The 20,196-nt window shown below is 43.5% G+C and carries 28 protein-coding genes; 24 read left to right on the plus strand and 4 right to left on the minus strand.

What is annotated here, in order from left to right:
* Window position 1: 1 nt before the first annotated feature.
* From PG418_RS01130 to PG418_RS01215, 18 genes are all read left to right on the plus strand, one after another.
* On the plus strand, window positions 2-274 hold the full coding sequence (locus PG418_RS01130; RefSeq protein ID WP_117636117.1) for a hypothetical protein: 273 nt from the start codon (window positions 2-4) through the stop codon (window positions 272-274).
* The gene (locus PG418_RS01135) at window positions 261-680 is read left to right on the plus strand and encodes a hypothetical protein (RefSeq protein WP_117636116.1); all 420 of its coding nucleotides are present in this window, start codon (window positions 261-263) and stop codon (window positions 678-680) included. The genes PG418_RS01130 and PG418_RS01135 overlap by 14 nt, the downstream gene beginning before the upstream one ends.
* A complete protein-coding gene (locus PG418_RS01140; protein ID WP_181974002.1) occupies window positions 677-850 on the plus strand; it encodes a hypothetical protein in 174 nt (57 codons plus the stop codon). The genes PG418_RS01135 and PG418_RS01140 overlap by 4 nt, the downstream gene beginning before the upstream one ends.
* 2 nt (window positions 851-852) lie before the next feature.
* Window positions 853-1,380, plus strand: a complete 528-nt coding sequence (locus PG418_RS01145; RefSeq protein WP_117636115.1) for a hypothetical protein — start codon at window positions 853-855, stop codon at window positions 1,378-1,380.
* Window positions 1,381-1,383: 3 nt separating this feature from the next.
* Entirely contained in the window at window positions 1,384-2,307 is a 924-nt protein-coding gene (locus tag PG418_RS01150) for a DUF8626 domain-containing protein (protein WP_117636114.1), read from the plus strand.
* A complete protein-coding gene (locus PG418_RS01155) occupies window positions 2,304-2,507 on the plus strand; it encodes a hypothetical protein (RefSeq protein WP_117636113.1) in 204 nt (67 codons plus the stop codon). Before PG418_RS01150 ends, PG418_RS01155 begins: the two co-directional genes overlap by 4 nt.
* 2 nt (window positions 2,508-2,509) lie before the next feature.
* The gene (locus tag PG418_RS01160; RefSeq protein ID WP_117636112.1) at window positions 2,510-2,785 is read left to right on the plus strand and encodes a glutathione peroxidase; all 276 of its coding nucleotides are present in this window, start codon (window positions 2,510-2,512) and stop codon (window positions 2,783-2,785) included.
* Window positions 2,742-3,335, plus strand: a complete 594-nt coding sequence (locus PG418_RS01165; RefSeq protein ID WP_118515371.1) for a hypothetical protein — start codon at window positions 2,742-2,744, stop codon at window positions 3,333-3,335. Before PG418_RS01160 ends, PG418_RS01165 begins: the two co-directional genes overlap by 44 nt.
* Before the next feature lie 47 nt (window positions 3,336-3,382).
* Window positions 3,383-3,919, plus strand: coding sequence for a type II toxin-antitoxin system PemK/MazF family toxin (locus tag PG418_RS01170; RefSeq protein ID WP_181974001.1), 537 nt, complete (start codon window positions 3,383-3,385; stop codon window positions 3,917-3,919).
* Between the two features lie 16 nt (window positions 3,920-3,935).
* On the plus strand, window positions 3,936-4,154 hold the full coding sequence (locus tag PG418_RS01175; protein ID WP_117636110.1) for a hypothetical protein: 219 nt from the start codon (window positions 3,936-3,938) through the stop codon (window positions 4,152-4,154).
* Window positions 4,120-4,461, plus strand: a complete 342-nt coding sequence (locus PG418_RS01180; RefSeq protein WP_207658712.1) for an ASCH domain-containing protein — start codon at window positions 4,120-4,122, stop codon at window positions 4,459-4,461. Before PG418_RS01175 ends, PG418_RS01180 begins: the two co-directional genes overlap by 35 nt.
* Before the next feature lies 1 nt (window position 4,462).
* Window positions 4,463-4,666 (plus strand): hypothetical protein, encoded by a 204-nt coding sequence (locus PG418_RS01185; RefSeq protein ID WP_117636109.1) that lies wholly within the window; start codon window positions 4,463-4,465, stop codon window positions 4,664-4,666.
* 1 nt (window position 4,667) lies between these two features.
* On the plus strand, window positions 4,668-5,432 hold the full coding sequence (locus tag PG418_RS01190; RefSeq protein WP_117636108.1) for a hypothetical protein: 765 nt from the start codon (window positions 4,668-4,670) through the stop codon (window positions 5,430-5,432).
* Window positions 5,432-5,854, plus strand: a complete 423-nt coding sequence (locus tag PG418_RS01195; RefSeq protein WP_117636107.1) for a YopX family protein — start codon at window positions 5,432-5,434, stop codon at window positions 5,852-5,854. The genes PG418_RS01190 and PG418_RS01195 overlap by 1 nt, the downstream gene beginning before the upstream one ends.
* Before the next feature lie 117 nt (window positions 5,855-5,971).
* Window positions 5,972-6,442: a DUF1653 domain-containing protein gene (locus tag PG418_RS01200; protein ID WP_117636106.1), complete on the plus strand. Its 471-nt coding sequence runs from the start codon at window positions 5,972-5,974 to the stop codon at window positions 6,440-6,442.
* A complete protein-coding gene (locus PG418_RS01205) occupies window positions 6,426-7,106 on the plus strand; it encodes a hypothetical protein (RefSeq protein WP_117636105.1) in 681 nt (226 codons plus the stop codon). The genes PG418_RS01200 and PG418_RS01205 overlap by 17 nt, the downstream gene beginning before the upstream one ends.
* 32 nt (window positions 7,107-7,138) lie before the next feature.
* Window positions 7,139-7,705, plus strand: coding sequence for a hypothetical protein (locus tag PG418_RS01210; RefSeq protein ID WP_147324620.1), 567 nt, complete (start codon window positions 7,139-7,141; stop codon window positions 7,703-7,705).
* Between the two features lie 551 nt (window positions 7,706-8,256).
* On the plus strand, window positions 8,257-8,919 hold the full coding sequence (locus PG418_RS01215; protein ID WP_055157412.1) for a Crp/Fnr family transcriptional regulator: 663 nt from the start codon (window positions 8,257-8,259) through the stop codon (window positions 8,917-8,919).
* 149 nt (window positions 8,920-9,068) lie between these two features.
* On the opposite strand, the gene PG418_RS01220 is transcribed toward PG418_RS01215, so the two are convergent.
* From PG418_RS01220 to PG418_RS01235, 4 genes are all read right to left on the minus strand, one after another.
* Entirely contained in the window at window positions 9,069-10,415 is a 1,347-nt protein-coding gene (locus PG418_RS01220) for an MATE family efflux transporter (RefSeq protein WP_195412622.1), read from the minus strand.
* A gap of 282 nt (window positions 10,416-10,697) precedes the next feature.
* A complete protein-coding gene (locus tag PG418_RS01225) occupies window positions 10,698-11,483 on the minus strand; it encodes an amino acid ABC transporter ATP-binding protein (RefSeq protein ID WP_022220749.1) in 786 nt (261 codons plus the stop codon).
* A gap of 15 nt (window positions 11,484-11,498) precedes the next feature.
* Window positions 11,499-12,185 carry an amino acid ABC transporter permease gene (locus PG418_RS01230; RefSeq protein ID WP_270475555.1) on the minus strand — a complete coding sequence of 229 codons (687 nt, stop codon included), beginning with the start codon at window positions 12,183-12,185 and terminating at the stop codon, window positions 11,499-11,501.
* Between the two features lie 21 nt (window positions 12,186-12,206).
* Window positions 12,207-13,028, minus strand: a complete 822-nt coding sequence (locus PG418_RS01235; protein ID WP_173688577.1) for a transporter substrate-binding domain-containing protein — start codon at window positions 13,026-13,028, stop codon at window positions 12,207-12,209.
* A 164-nt stretch (window positions 13,029-13,192) separates the two neighbouring features.
* Here PG418_RS01235 and PG418_RS01240 point away from each other — a divergent pair, with 164 nt between their 5' ends.
* The 6 genes from PG418_RS01240 (at window position 13,193) to PG418_RS01265 (ending at window position 20,008) form a co-directional block, all read left to right on the plus strand.
* Window positions 13,193-15,430, plus strand: a complete 2,238-nt coding sequence (locus PG418_RS01240) for an ATP-binding cassette domain-containing protein (RefSeq protein ID WP_498836954.1) — start codon at window positions 13,193-13,195, stop codon at window positions 15,428-15,430.
* A 114-nt stretch (window positions 15,431-15,544) separates the two neighbouring features.
* Complete coding sequence (gene yfcE / locus PG418_RS01245; protein ID WP_022220747.1) at window positions 15,545-16,090, plus strand: phosphodiesterase; 546 nt, start codon at window positions 15,545-15,547, stop codon at window positions 16,088-16,090.
* Window positions 16,091-16,293: 203 nt separating this feature from the next.
* On the plus strand, window positions 16,294-17,511 hold the full coding sequence (gene pepT, locus PG418_RS01250) for a peptidase T (RefSeq protein ID WP_008371827.1): 1,218 nt from the start codon (window positions 16,294-16,296) through the stop codon (window positions 17,509-17,511).
* Window positions 17,512-17,618: 107 nt separating this feature from the next.
* Window positions 17,619-17,768, plus strand: coding sequence for a hypothetical protein (locus PG418_RS01255; RefSeq protein ID WP_022220746.1), 150 nt, complete (start codon window positions 17,619-17,621; stop codon window positions 17,766-17,768).
* 27 nt (window positions 17,769-17,795) lie between these two features.
* Entirely contained in the window at window positions 17,796-19,112 is a 1,317-nt protein-coding gene (locus PG418_RS01260) for a M18 family aminopeptidase (protein WP_008371823.1), read from the plus strand.
* Window positions 19,113-19,318: 206 nt separating this feature from the next.
* Window positions 19,319-20,008 (plus strand): GntR family transcriptional regulator, encoded by a 690-nt coding sequence (locus tag PG418_RS01265; protein ID WP_008371822.1) that lies wholly within the window; start codon window positions 19,319-19,321, stop codon window positions 20,006-20,008.
* The last annotated feature ends 188 nt before the right edge of the window (window positions 20,009-20,196 follow it).

Consider the following 20,196-nt stretch of genomic DNA (forward strand, 5'->3'; position numbering starts at 1 on the left):
TATGATTAAGAGATCCAGAGCAAACAGAACAGAAAGAGCAACCTTCCGGAATATCCGGAATGAGCACAAATTTATAGATGTGGTTCACCATGGAGACGGTCATTACTACATGATCCAGTACATAAAGCATGAGCTTCCGGAAAGAACAGTTGTCAATTATATGGGGACCAGATGTGGACATAAACAGAAGTTCCGGATCGGGAAAGCAACGCTTATGGGAATCCTGGAAGATTACAAGAAAGTTGAGGAGGACAAAAGCTATGATGAAGCATGAATTTGAGGAAAGAGTTGGAGGCGAGATCTCCGATCAGAATTACGAGATCATTGAAACAGTATACACCTGGCACCCGGCAATTAACGAAGTCGGTGGAAAAGATCAGATCGCTACTTTATACGAAACCGGAGGCATGCCACTGATCAAGAGCATGCTGGAGGCTGCAAACATTATGATGGATCTGGACAAAGAAAGACGGCAAGCAATGAGACGCATGGAGGAGATCCGGAGGAGAATTGAGACGGTAGCCAGTGGAGATCTGACAGAAGAACAGTGTCGGAGAGATGCAGTAGGAATGTTTGACAAGTCCAACACTCCGGAAGAATGGGGATACGCAAGAATGTTCCTGGCAACAAAATACGGCGAAGAGCTTGCATCAGAGATTATTGAGGAGGTAGAGAAATGATGGCAGACAGAAGCAATCAGAGACTGAATGAGGCAATCGAAAATATGATCCGGATGTGGGATGGCACGATCCACGGGCAAACGATCCGGAACATGTACGAAAATGGTTCCGACTATGAAAGCATCTGCGAGATCGCCGGGATCGAGTATGAAGATTATGAGGAGGAGTGAGAGTGGAAGATCTAAAGAAATGGATCGGCAGGAAGTTCCTGGACTTCTGTAAGTCCGATCCGGATGACGAGCGAGAGATCCATTACGAAATGATGACCGGAGACTTGAGTGAAAAACTGGAATTTACTTCCAGGGAGATCGTAAGCATGAAAACAATGGAACAGATCCGGAAGTCCATTATCAGAGATATCAAATTAACAGATAATTGGTGGCATGTGTCACTGGAATATAAGGAGGAAGCAGAAATGCAGGAAATTACAATGTCAAAAATGGAACGCCTGGAGGCAGAAAAAGAGGATTTTAAACAGATGTACGCTGAGTGCTTTCCGCATCTTGCGATCGTAGCGGATATCTTGAAAAAGTTCGGGGATGAAAGAGAGATCCAGACAGACGGAGCGTATATCTACATCACACCGAATGGCTACATCTCCATGAGTAATGTATCTGAGGGGTGGAGCCTTTCCAGATTGAACCATGAATCAAAACCGGAAATAAGATGCGAAGTAAGAGAAGAGATCGAGGAGGAGTAAACCATGAGCGAAAGAGAATTTGTAGTAATCAATGAAGAGGCTGCAAGAACAGCCCAGAATATGATGTCTTTTAATGAGTATCAGCTGGGATCCAGAACCAAAGAATACCAGGAGGACGTCAACGAAGTATATGATCTGGCAGAAGAAGTAGTTGCCAGAAGAGGAGAAGAATACCGAGAAAGAGCCTGGAGGCTGGCAACCAGATATGCAAAGAACCTGGGGAAATATTTCAATGAGGAGGCAAGAATCGGCTGCATGTGTCCGTCTGTGATGATCTCTGGAGCCGGAAACTTCCCGGTAAAGAAGAAAGAGAAACAGGTCAAAGCCTGGGATAAAAACCATGAGTTCTACAATTACTGCCAGTCGATCCGAGGAAAGCTGAATAACCTTCTGTACTCAAAAGAGGTTATCAAGAGTGATGACGAAAACGCTATTGAAGCCCTGGAGGAGAAAATTGACAGTTTGAGGGAAGTTCAGGAAAACATGAAGGAGATCAACAAGTATTACCGCAAGCATCATACGCTGGAGGGATGCGATCTCCTGACAGAAAAACAGCTCCAGAAGCTCCAGGGATCCATGGATCAGTTCGGGTATGACAGATCTCCATATCCGAGCTGGGCTTTACAAAACAATCTGGCAAATATCAAGAGATGCCAGCAGAGAGTTGATGAACTGAAAAAGACAAAAGAGAAAGGCACCTCTGAGGCGGATTATGGCGATTTCAAGGTAATTGAGAATATAGAACTGATGCGAATACAGATCGTGTTCGATGGAAAGCCAGATGAGGCAATCAGAAGCACTCTGAAATCAAATGGTTTCCGATGGGCCCCGTCTCAGGGAGCATGGCAGAGACAGCTCACATCCAATGGGAAGTATGCCCTGAGAAAAGTTATCGAAGAACTAGGAGCTGAGGTGCAGGCGTCATGACGGTAAGAAAAGCGGCAAAGGGAAGCTATTCCAGATACAACCAGAAGTACAACATAGGCTTCATCAATAGCGATGGAATGGAGGACGAAACACAGTTCGAGAGCGTGAAAACGCTCAAAGAGCTGTCGGATCTCTTCCGGGACTTTTGCAAAGAGAACGGATTCAAGATAAATACAGTTACATATGTGGAGGCAGTGTGATTATGGCAAAGAAAATTCAGAATAAGAGATATCTGGTAAACAGAGCAGTTTACAAGGCTGTAAAAAAGTACGATCATCAGCAGTTTGAGAACTTTTGCACCGATATTTATAAAAGCGGATGGGAGGACGGAAAGGCGTCTGTGAATGCCTTGGATGTAAAAGACATTGAGGCGGTAATCAGATCCGTAAAAGGGATCGGAGAGGTTCGGATCGGTAAGATCATGGAGGCAATCAATGAAAAATTCGATGAAAACGCCGGATCAAAAGAAACGGAGTAAACAGTTAGGAAAAGAGATCCAGGACAGCCGGAAGAGGTATGAAGATCTGAGAGTACACGGTGGATCCGATCCCTTCTGGTCGGATGGGGTAAACATGAATTTATGCAGGAGTCACGTCATGTACTTCCGGAAGCAAGTGGAGACAGAGCTGGATCCGGAAAATTATCCGGAGGAGTATTTCCTGGAAATTCCAGCTGAGGTAAGCGTCCATTATATGGCAGATCCGGACGGGATCCGGAGCAGGTCAACAGCTGCACTGGAGGTTCTGAAAGAGAATCAGGACTTCCAGTACCTAAGAAGTAAGCTCAGCGGAGACCTGGACAAAGAAACCAGTCAGTGTATGAACCCAGTACGCTATGTCCTGGGAATGGAAGATGCGATCCGGAGGGACGATCTGGTGGTAATGCGAAGATGCCAGGATCCGGAATATTACGTCAAATATTTGAGAGAAAGTCGGAAAAAGTTGGACGAAATCCTAGGATCGCCAATTTTGGAACCGGAGCTCCGGGAAGGACAGCTGACAATATGGGATTTTATAGGAGGACAATAGTATGCACACAGAAAATGAGTATCACAGAGGAGAGATCTTTTTTATCAATGAGGGCGAAAACTCCGGAAGCGAACAGGGGGGGGGCGAGACCTGGAATCATAGTAAGTAATGACGTTGGAAACAAACATGCTCCGATCGTGGAAGTAGTGTACCTGACATCCAGGGAGAAAAAACTGATGCCGACACACGTTAGGATCAAGAGCAGTCCGATCCCTTCCATAGCGCTATGTGAGCAGATCGAGACGGTATATAAAAAGCGGATCGGAAAATATCTTGCAAAAGCCACGATGGATGAAATGAAGCGGATTGACAAGGCACTTGCTGTCAGCATCGGGCTTGGTGGAAATATGAAGATGTCCGAATACGTGAGAGAGTGGGCGGAGGCATTCAAAGAGCCGGATCCGGATCCGATCGAAGAAAAAGCGATGCAGATCCTGGAAACAGCGAAACCAGTTCCGATCCAGATGCCGGAACGCCTTTTTGACAAAGAGAGGATCAAAGAGCTGGAAAAAGATTTGATCCGAGCGGAAGCAGAGCGTGATGTATTCCAGAAACTGTATAAAGAGCAGTTAGCAATCAGTTAAATGTGAGGTAAAGGATATGAAAAGAATCAAGCGCATGATATTTAAGCATTTTAACTGTATTCCCTGGTTCATTGTGGGAATACAGATCCTGGTAGACGGGGAAATCAGCCGCTGGCAGTATGCGATGTGCTGGATCTGCACCCTGGTAATGATCTGGATGTACGCACCAAATAGAGCACAAACGAAGGGAGGTGGGAAAGTTGCTGACATTGACGATCGAAAAAAAGTGGTTTGATATGATCCTGAGTGGAGAAAAGACAGAGGAGTACCGAGAATTGAAACGGTACTATGATTCCAGATTTAGAAATGCCGCTATGCTGAAAAATCAGGAATATCAGGCAAGCGTTTCCGAGTTCCGGAACCTGGCTGCAACAGTGGATCAGGATATCGGAACCGTGAAGTTCCGGAATGGCTATACCACGGATGCCTCGTGTTTCCTGGCGGATTGCAAATTGACAGTCGGGGAAGGAAAACCGGAGTGGGGAGCTGTTCCTGGGACAGAATATTATATTCTGAAAATGAAAAACGTGAGGAGGGAATAGCATGATTTTCCAGTACGGAGATCCGCTAGGGAGAAGGAAAAAGGAACTTTTATTCGACACAGGCTATAGAGCTGCTATTGACGATATGCAAGATAACTTAATCCGAAATAGCAGAACAGAAACTATAGACGGTAGGACAAGGCTTATCGTTACAGAAGATACAATAGAAACTATATGCAGAGAAATGAGAAAGAGGTGTAAATAGTATGTATTACGATTACCCAGAAGAGGAGTTTTACCCAGAAAGCGAGTATCAGGAGCAAATAGACGCCCTGAAAGAAGCCATCAAAAGCTCAGTAAAATCAGAGATTCTGGAAGAAATGAACAGATTAAGAGCAGAAAACGAAAAGCTCCAGGGCGTCAAGGAACATTTTGAGGAAGTAAAAAAGGATTACGAGAAAAAGAAAGACGAGTGCGACCGGATTATTCGTAATGCCGAGTACAACGCCAAAAAAATGAGACTTTCCGAATTGATGAAAGACCACAAGGTTGTAAAGTGGAAAGTTGATAGAGAACTCGTATACGGTCCGAAATGCTGCAAGTGTAATTCAAACAGATCAATAGAAGTGAGACTGCCATCTGGAAGAATTGCAGAGGACGAGTGCGAGTGTAAAACAAAGAGCAAGTATTATTATTACCCAAAGATGTATGTTCTAAGCGAGTTTACCGACAGATACAGATGCGGAGAGATAGTAGCCCACTACACAGAAGAAAGAAGCTCACATGGGGATGATGTATATTACGAAAGATATACATGCACAATTTGCGATAGCTCCACAGAAGAGGATAAGAAAGAAGCAATAAGAACACTTAGTGACAAGGTGAGAGAGATACTGTTTGACCAGGAAGAAAAGTGCCAGGAGGTATGCGACAGGCTTAACGATGGGCTTGGGAATTATTTGTATACATTTGAAGGTGAAAACATAAAAGAATATATCAAAGAAAAAAAGAGAAGGAAGAAGGTACGATAATGCAGAGAAAAATTCTGTTTAAAGCCAAATCGACGGACACCGGAAAGTGGGAGGAGGGGCTGCCGAACTATTGCAGCACGGACGGATCCGTTACAAAGATGGTAAGCTACGCTCCTGGATCATTTGAGGTGTTTTCGATTGAACCGAAAACTTTATGCCAGTATACGGGATTTACGGACGTAACTGGAAAGAAGATCTTTGAAAATGACGTTGTGCGGATCCTTGGAAAAGATAGCATGCTCAATAGGATAATTTTCGCAGAGAGGCCAATATACGACAATATTTGCGAGGAAGAAGTTGACAAGGTATCTGGATGGTTCTATGAAAGATATCCGGACAATGCAACCGGAGCCGTGCCACTTACAGCACATGATATAGAAAACTCGGAAATGGAGGTTATAGGTAACATAAGTGATGAATGAAAGAGAAAAAGAGGATCAAGAACAGTTGGAATACCTGAGAGAATGGAAGAAAAAACGCTCAGGAAGAGTAAAAGAAGAAAGTGCGATCAAGAGAATTTGCAAGAAAGGTAGGAAATTATGGACGGAAAAATTTTCAAGATAAGTGGTTACCTGGTAGATCCGAATGGAGAAAATGAAGCAGCCTGGATATGGGAGGAATTGAGGCATTTGAATGACACGTTCGGACAGCATGTACACGTCAAAGAGGCTGATATACCGGACTGGACAGATGAAAATCCGCTGAACTATGAAAATTGCGACCTGGCAGAGTGCGAGAAGTATTTCCATGACAAATATCCAGTGCGAGAAGATCGAAGCGTGGAAACCGGGAAAACCTACAGATATTTCAAAGGGAAAATCGTTGAAGTGATAGCGATCAGCCAGGACACGGAATCTCCAGGACAATACTACGTGGTCTATAAATGCGAGGACGGAGCTATCTGGAGTAGACCTTATGGAATGTTTGTTGGTAAGGTAGACCGGAAGAAATACCCGGATGCAGACCAGGAGTACAGATTCGAGGAGGTGCAGAATGGACATCAGGAATAAAAATGAGCTGAGGAGGCGTATCGACGCCTTCCTCCATGAGTATACACATGAAGAATATATCATCAATGAGGAGTTCTGCAAGGACACAATGCGGATGATGGCAGATTTCATCGGACATGTGAACGGAAGAATGGACAGCGAGCGAAAAAGGCTCACAGAGGCAAGAAGGAAGCTCAAAGAGGCATTATGGGAGAATAAAGTTCTACATGAATACAATTACAATGGATCTTCCGGAATCTGCCGGGCAAAACTTATGGGAGATATGTCTGGAACGTGGCACATTGGAAACGTAGTGTGCGTGGAAAATGGCAAATCATTCATGCTGATGCAGGATGGCTATTCGGAGGAAAACGGGTATCTGATTCTCAGGGCGATGGAAGTGATCCCAGAAACGATCCAGAGATTCGCTTGTGTGGAAGATATGACCGGGGAAAGGCTGTTTGAGGGTGATGTGATCTACAATCCGGAGCATAGAACAGTCCGAATGGAGATCTGCTACGGCAAATACGCCGCATATTGCCCGAACGATGAGGAATACATGGAAACTGTCGGCTTTTATATGGTGTCGAACACCACAGACGATGCAATGCCGCTCGGTCCGACAAAGGAATACGCACTTTTGTTGGGAAATGTGGTAGACAACCCAGAGATCAAGGTGGTATAATTTCAGTCAGGATGCACCGGAAAGGAAAGAAAATGAGTAAAAGAATCTTAGCAGCAATGTTATCATGTATACTGGTTGCAGGAATGACCGGATGCGGTTTTTCGGATGGAGCGAAAGACGGTATGAAGGATGCTCAGAACCAGGAAAGCATAAACGATTCTGATAAAAATGATAGCAAAAAGGATAAAAACGTGACCGAAACGGATAAAAATGATACCGAAAGCCGGGAAAACGTTTTAGAATCAGAAGAAAGCAAGACCGGAAATCCACTTCTGGATGCAGAGGTAATCGTATGCGATGTAATGAACGGAACTAAGACAAAGAAGTTGGGCGAATACGCCTATATCACAGTTCCATTGGAGACAATGAAAAAAGTCACGATGGAACAGTACGATGAATTTTGCGATCAGAAAGTCCAGGATAGCGGTTACAACTGGGTAACGATCGACTTTGGTAACGGATCCGGATTGCAGTTCCAGGGAAGTACACCAGCAGTAGCAACCTACGGTACACTTGATAATGAGGAGTGCATCGAAGAATCAAAAGGAACCGTAATAATGACTGGAGAGAATACATATGAGCATTCTGAGAATCAGTAAAAATCTAACAAATGTTAGAAATGGTGGTACACCCGTAATCATACGGGATGCGATGTTTATAGAATAGACGCAGAATCTGACAAATGTGAGGTTATGTCAGGGAGCAGGAAATCATAAGATATTAACCGGAGAACAGGATTGTTCAAGTCATGTACAACTTTGAAAAATCTTGTTCTCCGTTTTTTGTATAGGTTGGAAACGATTGAGTTTAAAAATCTTATTGAATGAATGTCTATAGAGAATGTTGTTTTATCTGGCGGAGATAAACGGTACAGCTTTGTCGATTTTGCAAAAATATAGTAAGATGATGTAATCGTCAAAAGTATGAATTATATAATAATGGAGCAATCCGGGCACATACTAAGACGAAAAAGGCTATAAAAACAAGATTGCAAAAGGAAACAGAGGATGGACTAAGCAGAATATATCAGAGAAAGAAACGAAAAAATAACTTTGGGAAATAAAGTCAGGTGGATATTCGTAATTTGTTTTGCTGTTTGATTTGGTTAAAAAGCGGACAGAAATGCATTGAGAATTGAGGAGTAGCAGAAATGGGCATATTTGAGGAGGCAGCAATTTTCCGGGGCGTCACGAAGGAGGACGCCAGACAGATGCTGAACTGTCTGAATCCGGTAGAAAAGACTTATAAAAAAGATGAAATCATTTACCATGCCGGGGATGAGGTTACTTCAATGGGCGTGGTTCTTTCCGGCAGCGTGTTCATTGAGAATGATGATATCTGGGGGAATCACAGCATTCTGGACCGGGCTGGAAGAGGCGAGATTTTTGCAGAAACATATGCAGCGATTCCTGGGCAGAAGCTGATGGTCAATGTAGTTGCGGCAGAAGAGGCAAGAATTTTGTTTCTTGATGTGGGAAGGATACTGAAAGTCTGTTCCAATTCGTGTGTGTTTCATCATACGTTAATTGAAAATCTGCTGAAGCTTTCCGCAGAGAAGAATCTCCGTCTGTCGAAACGGATTTTTCATATTTCATCAAAATCGATCCGGGGAAGACTGCTGTCGTATTTGTCTTATCAGGCTATGGAAAACGGGAAGAAAGAATTTGACATCCCGTTCAACCGGCAGCAGCTTGCAGATTATCTGAATGTAGACAGGTCCGCGATGTCAAATGAGCTTGGGAAGATGCAGAAAGATAGGCTGATCGAAGTAGACAGGAAACATTTCCGTATTCTTGACGAAACGGAAATATGAATGGATAAATAATGGAAATAAAACGGATACAGCAGTGAGAAACTGTATGTGGGTTAGGATAAAAGAAAACCATTGCAGGAGAGATGTGATTTCATCAGATCCTGTAATGGTTTTTTGTATACGATGAGTCAAGTATAAATTTGTGGAATTTATCTTTCCAGTCCGTGTATCCAGTCTGACTTTAGGAAATAAATCAGAAAAGCAATGGAACTGAGCGCCCAGGTCATCGGGTAAGCCCAGAAGATCATCTGAATGGACGGGATGAATTTTAAAATGATCACGATATAAGAAACGCGGATCAGACACCAGCATACCAGCATAACATACATCGGGACTGTGGATTTACCGGCTCCGCGCATGATTCCTGCCATACAGTGTGAAAAAGCAAGCAGGAAGTAGAAAAAGGTATCCGTATGAGCCTGCATGGCTCCGTAGCGGATAACCTCTGCGGTGGAACTGAAAGCAGATAGAAGCTGTGGAGCGGTAAAATGCACGCAGATACCGATCAGCTCAGAGATCGTAAGGGAACAGATCACACCGAATACAGCGCCCTTTTTAGCACGCTCATATTCTTTTGCTCCCAGATTCTGACTGATAAAAGTAGTAAGTGCCAGTGCAAAACAGGTGATCGGAAGGAATCCAAATCCCTGGATCTTCATATAAGAACCACATCCGGCAACCGCCATTTCCCCAAACTGGTTGATATTTGCCTGGACGAATACATTTGCCAGAGAAATGATCGAGTTCTGGAGTCCTGCGGGCAGACCATAAGAAATGATCTGGCGGAGCATATAGGAATCCAGATTGATCCGGTTCAGATGAAGCCGAAACTCCTCCGGACTGTGAAGCAGCTGTACCATACAGAGAATAGCACTTAAAAACTGTGAGATGACAGTTGCAAAAGCGGCAGCACCTACACCAAATCCAAGACCTGCGATCAGTACAAGGTCAAGAATGATATTCGTTACCGAAGAAACGATTAAGTAGATCAGAGGATGGGTACTGTCACCGACGGACTGCAGAATGCCGACAAAGAAGTTGTACATGACAAAGGCAAGTGAGCCGGTAAAGTAGATCCGGAAATAAGTAATCGAGTTTGGAAGTACCGCCTCCGGTGTTCCCATAAGTACCAGGATCTGTGGTGCGGCAATGATACCGACAATGGTAAGGATCACGCCGCAGATCAGTCCGAAACCAACGGTTGTATGGATGGATTTCTGTAAATTCGCAATGTCTCTGGCACCGTAATATTTGGCAACGATGACACCGGATCCGATGGCGATTCCATTAAAAAGACCGACCATAAGAAAGATCAGATTACCGGAAGAGCTGACAGCGGCAAGTGCAGAGCTTCCAAGAAAATTTCCAACGATCAGAGAGTCGGCGGTGTTATATAGCTGCTGAAAAAGGTTTCCCCAGAAAAGCGGGATCGCAAAAGCAACGATACGCTTCCAGATGGAGCCTTCGGTCATCAGTTTGGCTGAAGATTTTGACATAGAATATTTCCCCCGTTTCTTAAGTCATTACTTTTAAGTATAAGGTGCGGCAAAGGGAAAGTCAATGAAAATGGGAAAGCAGGTGAAGTTAGGAAAAGGACAAAAAGACAATAAACAGATGTAGTGAATGCGATCTTTATAAGACACCTCAAAAACCATGCTATTGGGATAACAAAAAGTTTGCGAAAGAATGCTATCCACAAATGGAAAAATGTAATAGATAAAATTTCAAGAGGACTTGTAAGACTAAAACCTTACAAGTCCTCTTCTTCATCTAACAGCTTATCCTTCATGAAACCGCGAAAGAAACTGTTTTGTTCTCTCTTCACTTGGATTTTCAAACACCTGACGCGGATCACCCTGTTCAACGATGCGTCCGTCGTCCATAAAGATCACATGATCGGCAACGTCGCGTGCAAATGCCATCTCATGGGTTACAATGATCATCGTCGTATTCTGGTCGGCAAGCTCGCGGATAACTTTTAATACTTCTCCGGTCAGTTCCGGATCCAGTGCAGAAGTCGGCTCATCAAAACAGAGGATGTCCGGTTGCAGGGCAAGTGCCCTTGCAATAGCAACTCGCTGGCATTGTCCGCCGGAAAGTTGATGCGGATAATTGTCCATCCGGTTATCCAACCCCATCTGTGTCAGAAGAACCTTTGCCTGTACCTCGATGGCGGTCAGGATTTCACGCTTTCTTTCTTTAAAATCCGGCTGCTCTGCGGCGAGAAGCTTTTTGGCAAGCATTACATTTTCCAGAGCGGTATACTGCGGAAACAGATTAAAGTTTTGGAACACCAGACCAAAATGCAGTCGTTTTTTACGGATCACGGATTCCTGAGTGGTTGCCGGGACAGAGGCATCAAAAAGTGTTTCGCCATTTACCCGGATAATTCCGTTATCCGGATGTTCCAGAAAGTTCAGGCAGCGGAGAAGCGTTGTCTTTCCACTTCCGGAAGATCCGATGATGGAAACAGCCTGTCCTTTTTCCAGGTTAAATCCAACGTCTTTTAAGACAGGAGTTTTATTAAAAGATTTACTGATATGTTCTACTTCTAAGATTGGCATAAATATGAATTCTCCTTATCTGAAATATTCCAGTTTCTTTTCAAGGCGTCCGAGAAGAACGGTCAGGATACCATTGAAAATAAGATAATAAACAGCGGTAAAGAACAGCGGCCAGATGGCACCGGAGATGCCATGTGAGCCTTTCATAAATGCCTGTCCTGCCCAGATGATCTCCTGCAGCGCGATAATACGTGCAAGAGAAGTATCTTTTACCAGGGTGATGATCTCATTTGACATCGGTGGTACAATGCGTTTGATCATCTGAAGGAGTGTGATCTTGAAAAAGATCTGATGCTTTGTCATGCCAAGTACAAGACCGGCTTCTTTCTGACCTTCCGGAACACCCTGGATTCCACCGCGGTAGATTTCTGAAAAATAACAGGCGTAATTGATGATAAAAGATACGGCTGCTGCAAGGAATCGTCCTGTTTCACCACCACCCCAGATCGGGTTATGTAAGACCAGCCCGGGGAAATAGTAGATGATCAGAAGCTGGATCATCAGCGGGGTACCACGGATCACCCAGACGATCAGTCTCGCAAGCCAGCTAAGAGGCTTGAAATGAGACATAGAGCCAAAGGCAATGACCAGTCCGAGAGGAAGGGCACCGATCAGCGTCACAATAAATAATTTTAAAGTTTGTAAAAAGCCGACATTCAGTGCGGACACTACGACCGGCATTTGTTTCATAATCAGATCCATAAAAAATTCCTGCCTTAAATATTATTTCTGCTCAATGATGGCATCCTGAACCCCATAGGTTTCAGCGCATTTCTTCATAGAACCATCATTGTAGCTTGTCTTGAAGAATTCGTTCAGTTTGTCTGCAAGGTCGGAACCTTTGCGGAATCCAACTCCATATTTTTCGGTAGTAAGCTCAACTGTATGAGTCAGATTTTCGTATCCGGTACCTTTTCCGACCATAGCACCGGCCATCAGAAGGTCGATGACTGCTGCATCAGAGGTTCCGGCTGCAACTTCCATCAGGGCATCAGACTGTGAAGAAACCGCAGTGTAGTCATATCCTTCTCCGCTTACAGCTTCTTCTCCGGCACTTCCGGATTCAACTGCAAAAGAAAGATCCTTCAGACTGTCTTTGTCCTGATATTTGTCTGCTTTATCAGAAGGAACAACCACTACTTGCGCATTGTTACAGTAAGCGGAGGTGCATGCCATTGCGCTGGTTACTTCATCAGTAAGTGTCATACCATTCCATACGCAGTCGATGGTTTTTCCATCCAGCTCCATGACTTTATTGTCCCAGTCGATCTCGACAAATTCAGCATCTACGCCAAGGCTTTTTGCAAATGCTTTTGCCATATCAGCATCAAAACCGATCCATTCATCGTTATCATCTTTGTAATCCATTGGTTCAAAATCAGTGATTCCAACTACCAGGGTTCCTTTGTCCTGAACGTATTCTACATCGCTTTTGGATGCTTTTTTTGAATCATCTGAAGTTTTTGTATCGGAAGATGAACCTCCGCATGCTGCAAGGGATAATACCATTGCTGAAGTAAGTGCAAGTGCTGTTATTTTTTTCATAATAATCTCTCCTCATATAATTTCAAAAAATGTCACGTCACTATATTATCAATCTACCATACTAAAGTCAACCAAAACTTGCTATTTACTTTCTTTTTTGATAAAGATACAATAAGAAATACAGAAATTACTGTAGAAAGAGTAAAACAGAGGAATATAAATATATGGAAACAAATGAGATTATTGTTCACCATGCGATGGAGAATAACCTGAAAAATGTATCCATCCGGATACCAAAGCATCAGATCACAGTATTTACCGGAGTATCAGGTTCCGGGAAATCTTCGCTGGTTCTGGATACTCTTGCGGCGCAGTCACGCAGGGAATTAAATGATACTTTCCCGAGTTTTGTGCAGCAATATCTTCCAAAATACGGAAGACCGCATGTAGAACGGATTGAGAATCTACCGGCAGCAATTGTAATCAATCAGAAAAAGCCGTCGCCGAATCAGCGGTCGACGGTTGGAACTTATACGGATACCTATACCCTTCTGAGGCTTTTATTTTCCAGAGTGGGACAGCCTTTTGTCGGTTATTCGGACAGCTTTTCATTCAATCATCCACAGGGATGCTGCCTGCGGTGTAACGGACTTGGAGAAGTGACAGATCTGGATGTGCATAAGCTGGTGGATTTTGATAAATGTCTGAATGATGACGGGGTGATCCATTATGTGGCATTTGAGCCGGGGCAGTGGAGATGGATCCGCTATGCAAACAGTGGATTGTTTGATCTGAATAAGAAGATTAAAGACTATTCCGAAGAAGAATTGGAACTGTTTTTGTATTCACCGCAGATACGTCTTAAGAATCCACCGGAAGGATGGCCGAAAACTGCGAAATACGAAGGTCTTGTGCATCGGATGTACCGCAGTGTCCTAAATTCGGAAGAAGGAAAACTTCACAGGGAATTATTGGATCCGATCACCAGTCATGGAGTTTGTCCGGAGTGTAATGGGGCAAGATTGAATCAGAAGGTGTTGTCCTGCAAAATTGACGGGAAAAATATTGCTGATGTAATAAAACTTCCATTATCCGAGCTGTGTGCGTGGATTGACCAAATAGAAGATCCGCTTGCAAAAGATATTCAGGATACACTGCATACCAAACTGTCTGCACTTATAGATATCGGACTGGGATATCTGTCTCTGGACAGAGGGTTATCTACTTTATCTGGTGGAGAAATCCAGAGATGCAAGATTGCAAAATGCCTGAATTCCTCGCTTTCTGATTTGTTGTATATTCTGGATGAACCGAGTGCAGGGCTTCATAATCATGATATTGAGCGGATGCGCCGTGCACTGGAAAAATTGAGAGATGGTGGAAATACGGTTGTTCTGGTGGAGCATCACCGGAAAATGATCGAGATGGCCGATCACATTGTGGAAATGGGTCCGGAACCGGGAATGGCCGGTGGAAGAGTTTTATTTGAAGGCAGTTATAAGGAACTTTTAAAGAGTGATACGCCGACCGGAGAAGAGATGCGGCTTACTACTTCTCTAAAAGCAAAAGCAAGGGAAGCGAAAGGAATATGGCGGATGGAGCATATCAATCTTCACAATCTGAAGGACATTACCATCGAATTTCCAATAGGAAATCTGGTTGTGATCGCTGGTGTTGCCGGATCCGGAAAAAGTTCTCTGATGGAAAGCTTTTACCGCAGTATGGGAGAGGATGTAGTGTTTGTAAGCCAGCGCGCTGCAGGCGCAAGTCTCAGATCCACTCCGGCGACCTATCTGGGAGTCGCAGATGAAATCCGGAAAATATTTGCAAAGCGGTGCGGTCAGAAGGCATCTTTGTTTTCTTTTAACGGCGCAGGAAAGTGTCCGGCATGTAAGGGAAAAGGAGTGATCGTATCGGATATGGCATTTATGGATGACATCGAGACGACCTGTGATGTGTGTAAAGGACTTCGGTATTCAAAAGAAGTTTTGCAATACGAAGTAGATGGAAAGAATATTGCGGAAGTGATGGATCTGACTGTTGCACAGGCAGGGGAATTTTTCAGAGGAACAAAGATCAGCGAAGCGCTGGAGCCTCTGGAAAAAGTAGGACTTTCTTATCTGCACCTGAATCAGGCACTTTCTACTTTATCCGGCGGAGAGTTGCAGCGAATGAAGTTTGCTTCTTATCTCGGAAGTAAAGACCGTATTTTCATTCTTGATGAGCCGACAAACGGATTGCATATCAAGAATGTCCGGAGTCTGTTAAAGCTTCTGAACCAGATGGTGGATGAAGGGAATTCCATTTTTGTTATCGAACATAACATAGAATTTATCAAATCCGCTGATTATGTGGTAGAATTAGGACCAGAAGGAGGAGATGCCGGAGGAAGACTGCTGTTTGCCGGTACACCGTCTGAGATGAAAATGAGTGAGAAATCTGTCACGGCAGAATATTTATGATGATACCAGATTGCTCCATTTCCATTGCTACGCAATCCCCCTATTTATAATTATGAAAGATTTACAGAAACAGAAATATTTACCAAAAAGATAGAAGAAAAGGAGACGAACGTTATGAAACTAATGATTGCATCAGATATTCACGGATCCGCATATTATTGTCTGGAAATGCTGGATGCGATGAAAAAAGAATGTCCGGACAGACTGTTACTTCTGGGCGACATCCTGTATCATGGACCAAGAAATGATCTTCCGCTGGAATACGAACCCAAAAAGGTAATCAAAATGTTAAATGAAGTCAAAGAGAAATTATTCTGTGTACGCGGAAACTGTGACACAGAGGTAGACCAGATGGTACTGGATTTTCCAATCATGGCAGATTATGCAGTGATCCCGTGCGGCAACAGGATCATTTACGCCACCCACGGACACCATCATAACGTCATGACCCCAATCCCAATGCAGCCAGGCGATATTCTCCTACACGGTCACACCCACGTACCGGCCTGGGAACCATTCGGAAACGAGAACCTCTACTTAAATCCAGGCTCCGTTTCCATCCCAAAAGAAAACAGCGCCCACAGCTACATGATCCTGGAAGATGGTCTCGCCAAATGGAAAAACCTATACGGCGAAGTTTACCACGAACTTATGCTGTAGAAAAATCTACAATATTAAGAAAAAGTAGAACCGAAAAACTATCACAAATGGAAACATACAACACCTGAAAAAGTGAAAAACTTTTATCTTGGCGAAAATTTTGAACAAAATAAAACCCCATAAATTGTCGACATTCGCCAATGTACATCCGACAATTTATGTAATAAAATGAAACTAAGAAAAGCAAAGGAGAACCTAACAATATGAGAGCTTACGAAAGATTTTTAAACTACGTTCCGGTATGGACAACCAGTGATGAGACAAGCGATACTGTCCCGTCAGCAGACAGAGAGCTGGTACTGGCAAGAATGCTTGTAGAAGAGATGAAAGGTCTTGGAATCGCAGATGCAAGAGTGGACGACAAGGGATATGTATATGGACACATCCCTGCAACTCCTGGATGCGAAGACAAGCCGTCGCTTGGTCTGGTTGCGCATATGGACACTGTGGCAGATGCATCAGGGGAAAATATAAAGCCACAGATCATTGAGAATTATGACGGGAAGGACGTTGTCCTGAAAGGTTCCGGAGATATTCTGAAAGTAGATGAGTTCCCGTACCTTGCAGAATTAAAGGGCAGAACTCTGATTACAACTGACGGAACCACACTTCTTGGGGCAGATGACAAGGCGGGAATCGCAGAGATTCTTACCGTGGCAGAAGAGATCATCAAAGAAGGACTTCCGCATGGAAAGATCTGCATCGGATTTACACCGGATGAAGAGATTGCAAGAGGAGCAAAGCATTTTGATGTGGAAGGTTTTGGTGCTGACTATGCTTACACTTTGGACGGTGATGAGGAAGGCGAGATTCAGTTCGAGAATTTCAATGCATCGACTGCATTTATCACCATTCACGGTGTCAGCGTACATACGGGATCAGCAAAAGACGTGATGGTTAATTCACAGACCATTGCAACCGAGATCCACCAGATGCTTCCGGTAAATGAAAGACCGGAGACAACCGAAGGATATGAAGGATTCTATCATCTGGTCAGCGTGCAGGGAAATGTGACAACGACTAAGATGAAATACTTTATCCGTGATTTTGATCGCAGATCTTTTGACGCAAGAGCACAGAAACTTCGTGATATCGCAGAAGAGATGAATAAAAAGTACGGCGAAGGAAAAGTGAAAGTTGAGATTGTAGAATCTTATTACAACATGCGCGAAAAGATTGAACCGTGCATGCAGCTGATCGATTACGCAAAAGCAGCGATTGAGCATGCAGGTATTACACCAATCGTGTCACCGGTCCGTGGGGGAACAGACGGTGCAAGACTCAGCTTCAAAGGACTTCCGTGTCCGAATCTTGGAACGGGCGGACATGCATTCCATGGCGTATTTGAGCATATCACGGTAGAAGGAATGGATAAAGCAGTCCTTATTGTAAAAGACATCATTAGACAGTTTGCAGAATAAAGGGGAATTTAGTAGAATTAAAGGAAATGTATTGACCGGATTCCGGCAGAATACCGTTTTGTGAAAAATCAGAAGATCGCATACTTTTTTGGAGGATGGTGTTTTTTGTGACACTGATCTGTTGTATAATGGGAATGTATAACAAAAATCCATTTACCTTTGCAATGAATGTGATCACACCGGTAGTGCTGACTGCACTTGGAATTATCATGCTGAAGCTTGCCGAGTGTGAACGTGCAAAAGAATCTGGAAAATAAAGGGGCTGAAATGCCAGGAGGAACATTATGGAGAACCAGACAATTAAAGAACTCACATCATTTATAAAGAACTCGCCGACTGCTTTTCATGCAGTAAAATCAATCCGGGATATTCTTACAAAAGAAGGATTTCAGGAGCTGAAAGAATCGGAAAAATGGAAAATAGAAAAAGGCGGAAAATATTATGTGACCCGCAACCATTCCAGCATTCTTGCATTTAAAGTCGGAAACCAACTGGATGAGTACAGCTTTCATGTAACTGCGTCCCACAGTGATTCACCGACCTTTAAGATCAAAGAGAATGCAGAGATTGAGGTGAAGAAAAAATACACGGTTCTGAATACAGAAGGCTATGGCGGAATGATCTGCTCTACCTGGTTTGACCGTCCGTTATCGGTAGCAGGGCGCGTAATTGTAAAGACGGACAGTGGAATGGAGACCAGACTGGTCAAGGTAGAAAGAGATCTTCTGATGATTCCAAGTCTTGCAATCCATATGGACCGCGCAGTCAATGAAGGCCGTGCGATCAACAAACAGGTAGACATGCTTCCGGTTTTTGCTGGATCGGCAAAAGAACCGGGTGAGATGAAAAAACTGATCGCAGAAGAGATTGGCGTAGAAGAAGAGAAGATTTATGGTATGGATCTGTTCCTGTATAACCGAATGGAGCCATCTGTATGGGGAAGAGAGAATGAATTCTTATCCTGTCCACAGCTGGATGATCTGCAGTGTGCGTTTGCGTCGCTGAATGGTTTCCTTGCAGGAGAAAATGCAAAGAATATCAATGTTTTTGCCTGCTTTGACAATGAAGAGGTTGGATCAGGAACCAAGCAGGGAGCAGCATCGACACTGTTGTCGGATGTGCTTTGGCGGATCAACAAGGCACTGGGAAAGGATGAGGAAGATTTCTATCGTGCAGTTGCCGGAAGTTTTATGCTGAGCTGTGATAATGCACATGCAGTACACCCGAATTATCAGCAGAAGACAGATGTAAATAACTGTAACTATATGAACGAAGGAATCGTGATCAAATCTCATGCCGGTCAGAAATATACCAGTGATGCAGTAAGTATTGCGATTTTCAAGGCAATCTGTGAAAAGGCAGGTGTACCGGTGCAGTTTTTTGCCAACCGTTCGGATGCGGCAGGTGGAAGTACACTGGGAAATATTGCAATGGCGCAGGTATCCATGAATACCGTGGATATCGGACTTCCGCAGCTCGCAATGCATTCGGCTTATGAGACTTCCGGTGTAAAGGATACCGGTTATCTGATCGAGGCATCCAAAGAATTTTACAGCTGTCATATCAAGGCAGCAGGCGATGGTTTGTTTGAAATTGCATAAAGAAGTATTTGCAGAGAGTTCCGGAAGAACTCTCTGCAAGTTTTTCCGAATCTGGAAGAAGGCGTATTTCGAGGAACGATAGAAAAATAAAATTCAGAGTGCATTCTAATTTTTTTATAGACAGGAAAGAAACTGTCCTGTTATAATAATTATGGTGTCAGAGCACCGAAATGGCAGAGAATGAGTAACAAGGTTGGGTAAAAGGAATGGCAGAATTAATATATCGAACACTAAGAGAAAATATTGCAGATATTATCCGGAAGAGGATCATTTACCAGGAGCTGGAGCCGGGACAGAAGATTGTGGAACAGGATCTGGCAAAGGAATTTAAGACAAGCAGGGCTCCGATTCGTGAGGCACTTAGACAGCTGGAAAATGAAGGACTTATAGAATATGTAAGAAATGCAGGATGCTCTGTAAAAGAAATTACACTGGAAGAATCATTTGAAATTTACCTTATGCGGGCGAATTACGAAACCATGGCAGTGAAGCTGATGGGAGGAAACGTTCCAGAGGATACCATTTGCCGGATGGAAGAAGTGCTGGAAAAAATGAAAAAACTGGATGAAGAGCAGTTTGACCAGGTTTTTGTCTATGATAACCAGATGCATGGACTGCTTGTAGAGATGACTGGTATGACAAGGCTCTATAAAGCATGGAAAGAGCTGAATTATGGAAATATTGTTACGGGCTTCAGCCTGAGCACGGATAAAAAGCGTGTGTTAGAAAGACAGTATCCGATTCATAAAGAACTGGTGGATGCCTGCAGGGAAAAGAACAAGGAGAAAATCTGTCACGTTCTTTCCGAACATTACATGAGAACGATCCGAAGGCTTTTGAAAGAGCAGGGATTGTCGGAAGAGGATTCCGGATTTTCATTTGATTTTCTTGTCTAGGATACAGAGAGAGGTTACAGTCTTTAGATAGTAGTAAATGGATAAATATTAATAATGAAGAGATGTGGATAGTAATATTCCACATCTTTTTTTGCTGTGTTTTGTTGAATTATAACAAAAAAAGAGTGTAAGACATGAGCTGTATTGAAAAAGTGGTGAAGTTATGCTATATTACTTATAAAGGATGA

Source organism: Bariatricus sp. TF06-38A (assembly GCF_027690675.1).
GTDB classification, from domain to species: Bacteria; Bacillota; Clostridia; order Lachnospirales; family Lachnospiraceae; genus Allocoprococcus; species Allocoprococcus comes.

Bases quoted from the DNA above. Each gene is read 5' to 3' on its own strand.
- PG418_RS01200 (WP_117636106.1), top strand. From the start codon at position 5,972: ATGGACGGAAAAATTTTCAAGATAAGTGGTTACCTGGTAGATCCGAAT.
- PG418_RS01215 (WP_055157412.1), top strand. From the start codon at position 8,257: ATGGGCATATTTGAGGAGGCAGCAATTTTCCGGGGCGTCACGAAGGAG.
- PG418_RS01135 (WP_117636116.1), top strand. From the start codon at position 261: ATGATGAAGCATGAATTTGAGGAAAGAGTTGGAGGCGAGATCTCCGAT.
- PG418_RS01150 (WP_117636114.1), top strand. From the start codon at position 1,384: ATGAGCGAAAGAGAATTTGTAGTAATCAATGAAGAGGCTGCAAGAACA.
- PG418_RS01235 (WP_173688577.1), bottom strand. From the start codon at position 13,028: ATGAAAAAAATAACAGCACTTGCACTTACTTCAGCAATGGTATTATCC.
- PG418_RS01170 (WP_181974001.1), top strand. From the start codon at position 3,383: ATGAGGGCGAAAACTCCGGAAGCGAACAGGGGGGGGGCGAGACCTGGA.
- PG418_RS01240 (WP_498836954.1), top strand. From the start codon at position 13,193: ATGGAAACAAATGAGATTATTGTTCACCATGCGATGGAGAATAACCTG.
- yfcE (WP_022220747.1), top strand. From the start codon at position 15,545: ATGAAACTAATGATTGCATCAGATATTCACGGATCCGCATATTATTGT.
- PG418_RS01225 (WP_022220749.1), bottom strand. From the start codon at position 11,483: ATGCCAATCTTAGAAGTAGAACATATCAGTAAATCTTTTAATAAAACT.
- PG418_RS01260 (WP_008371823.1), top strand. From the start codon at position 17,796: ATGGAGAACCAGACAATTAAAGAACTCACATCATTTATAAAGAACTCG.
- PG418_RS01130 (WP_117636117.1), top strand. From the start codon at position 2: ATGATTAAGAGATCCAGAGCAAACAGAACAGAAAGAGCAACCTTCCGG.
- PG418_RS01205 (WP_117636105.1), top strand. From the start codon at position 6,426: ATGGACATCAGGAATAAAAATGAGCTGAGGAGGCGTATCGACGCCTTC.
- PG418_RS01220 (WP_195412622.1), bottom strand. From the start codon at position 10,415: ATGTCAAAATCTTCAGCCAAACTGATGACCGAAGGCTCCATCTGGAAG.
- PG418_RS01165 (WP_118515371.1), top strand. From the start codon at position 2,742: ATGAAAAATTCGATGAAAACGCCGGATCAAAAGAAACGGAGTAAACAG.
- PG418_RS01230 (WP_270475555.1), bottom strand. From the start codon at position 12,185: ATGGATCTGATTATGAAACAAATGCCGGTCGTAGTGTCCGCACTGAAT.
- PG418_RS01210 (WP_147324620.1), top strand. From the start codon at position 7,139: ATGAGTAAAAGAATCTTAGCAGCAATGTTATCATGTATACTGGTTGCA.
- PG418_RS01265 (WP_008371822.1), top strand. From the start codon at position 19,319: ATGGCAGAATTAATATATCGAACACTAAGAGAAAATATTGCAGATATT.
- PG418_RS01140 (WP_181974002.1), top strand. From the start codon at position 677: ATGATGGCAGACAGAAGCAATCAGAGACTGAATGAGGCAATCGAAAAT.
- PG418_RS01185 (WP_117636109.1), top strand. From the start codon at position 4,463: ATGATTTTCCAGTACGGAGATCCGCTAGGGAGAAGGAAAAAGGAACTT.
- PG418_RS01195 (WP_117636107.1), top strand. From the start codon at position 5,432: ATGCAGAGAAAAATTCTGTTTAAAGCCAAATCGACGGACACCGGAAAG.
- PG418_RS01155 (WP_117636113.1), top strand. From the start codon at position 2,304: ATGACGGTAAGAAAAGCGGCAAAGGGAAGCTATTCCAGATACAACCAG.
- pepT (WP_008371827.1), top strand. From the start codon at position 16,294: ATGAGAGCTTACGAAAGATTTTTAAACTACGTTCCGGTATGGACAACC.
- PG418_RS01175 (WP_117636110.1), top strand. From the start codon at position 3,936: ATGAAAAGAATCAAGCGCATGATATTTAAGCATTTTAACTGTATTCCC.
- PG418_RS01160 (WP_117636112.1), top strand. From the start codon at position 2,510: ATGGCAAAGAAAATTCAGAATAAGAGATATCTGGTAAACAGAGCAGTT.
- PG418_RS01190 (WP_117636108.1), top strand. From the start codon at position 4,668: ATGTATTACGATTACCCAGAAGAGGAGTTTTACCCAGAAAGCGAGTAT.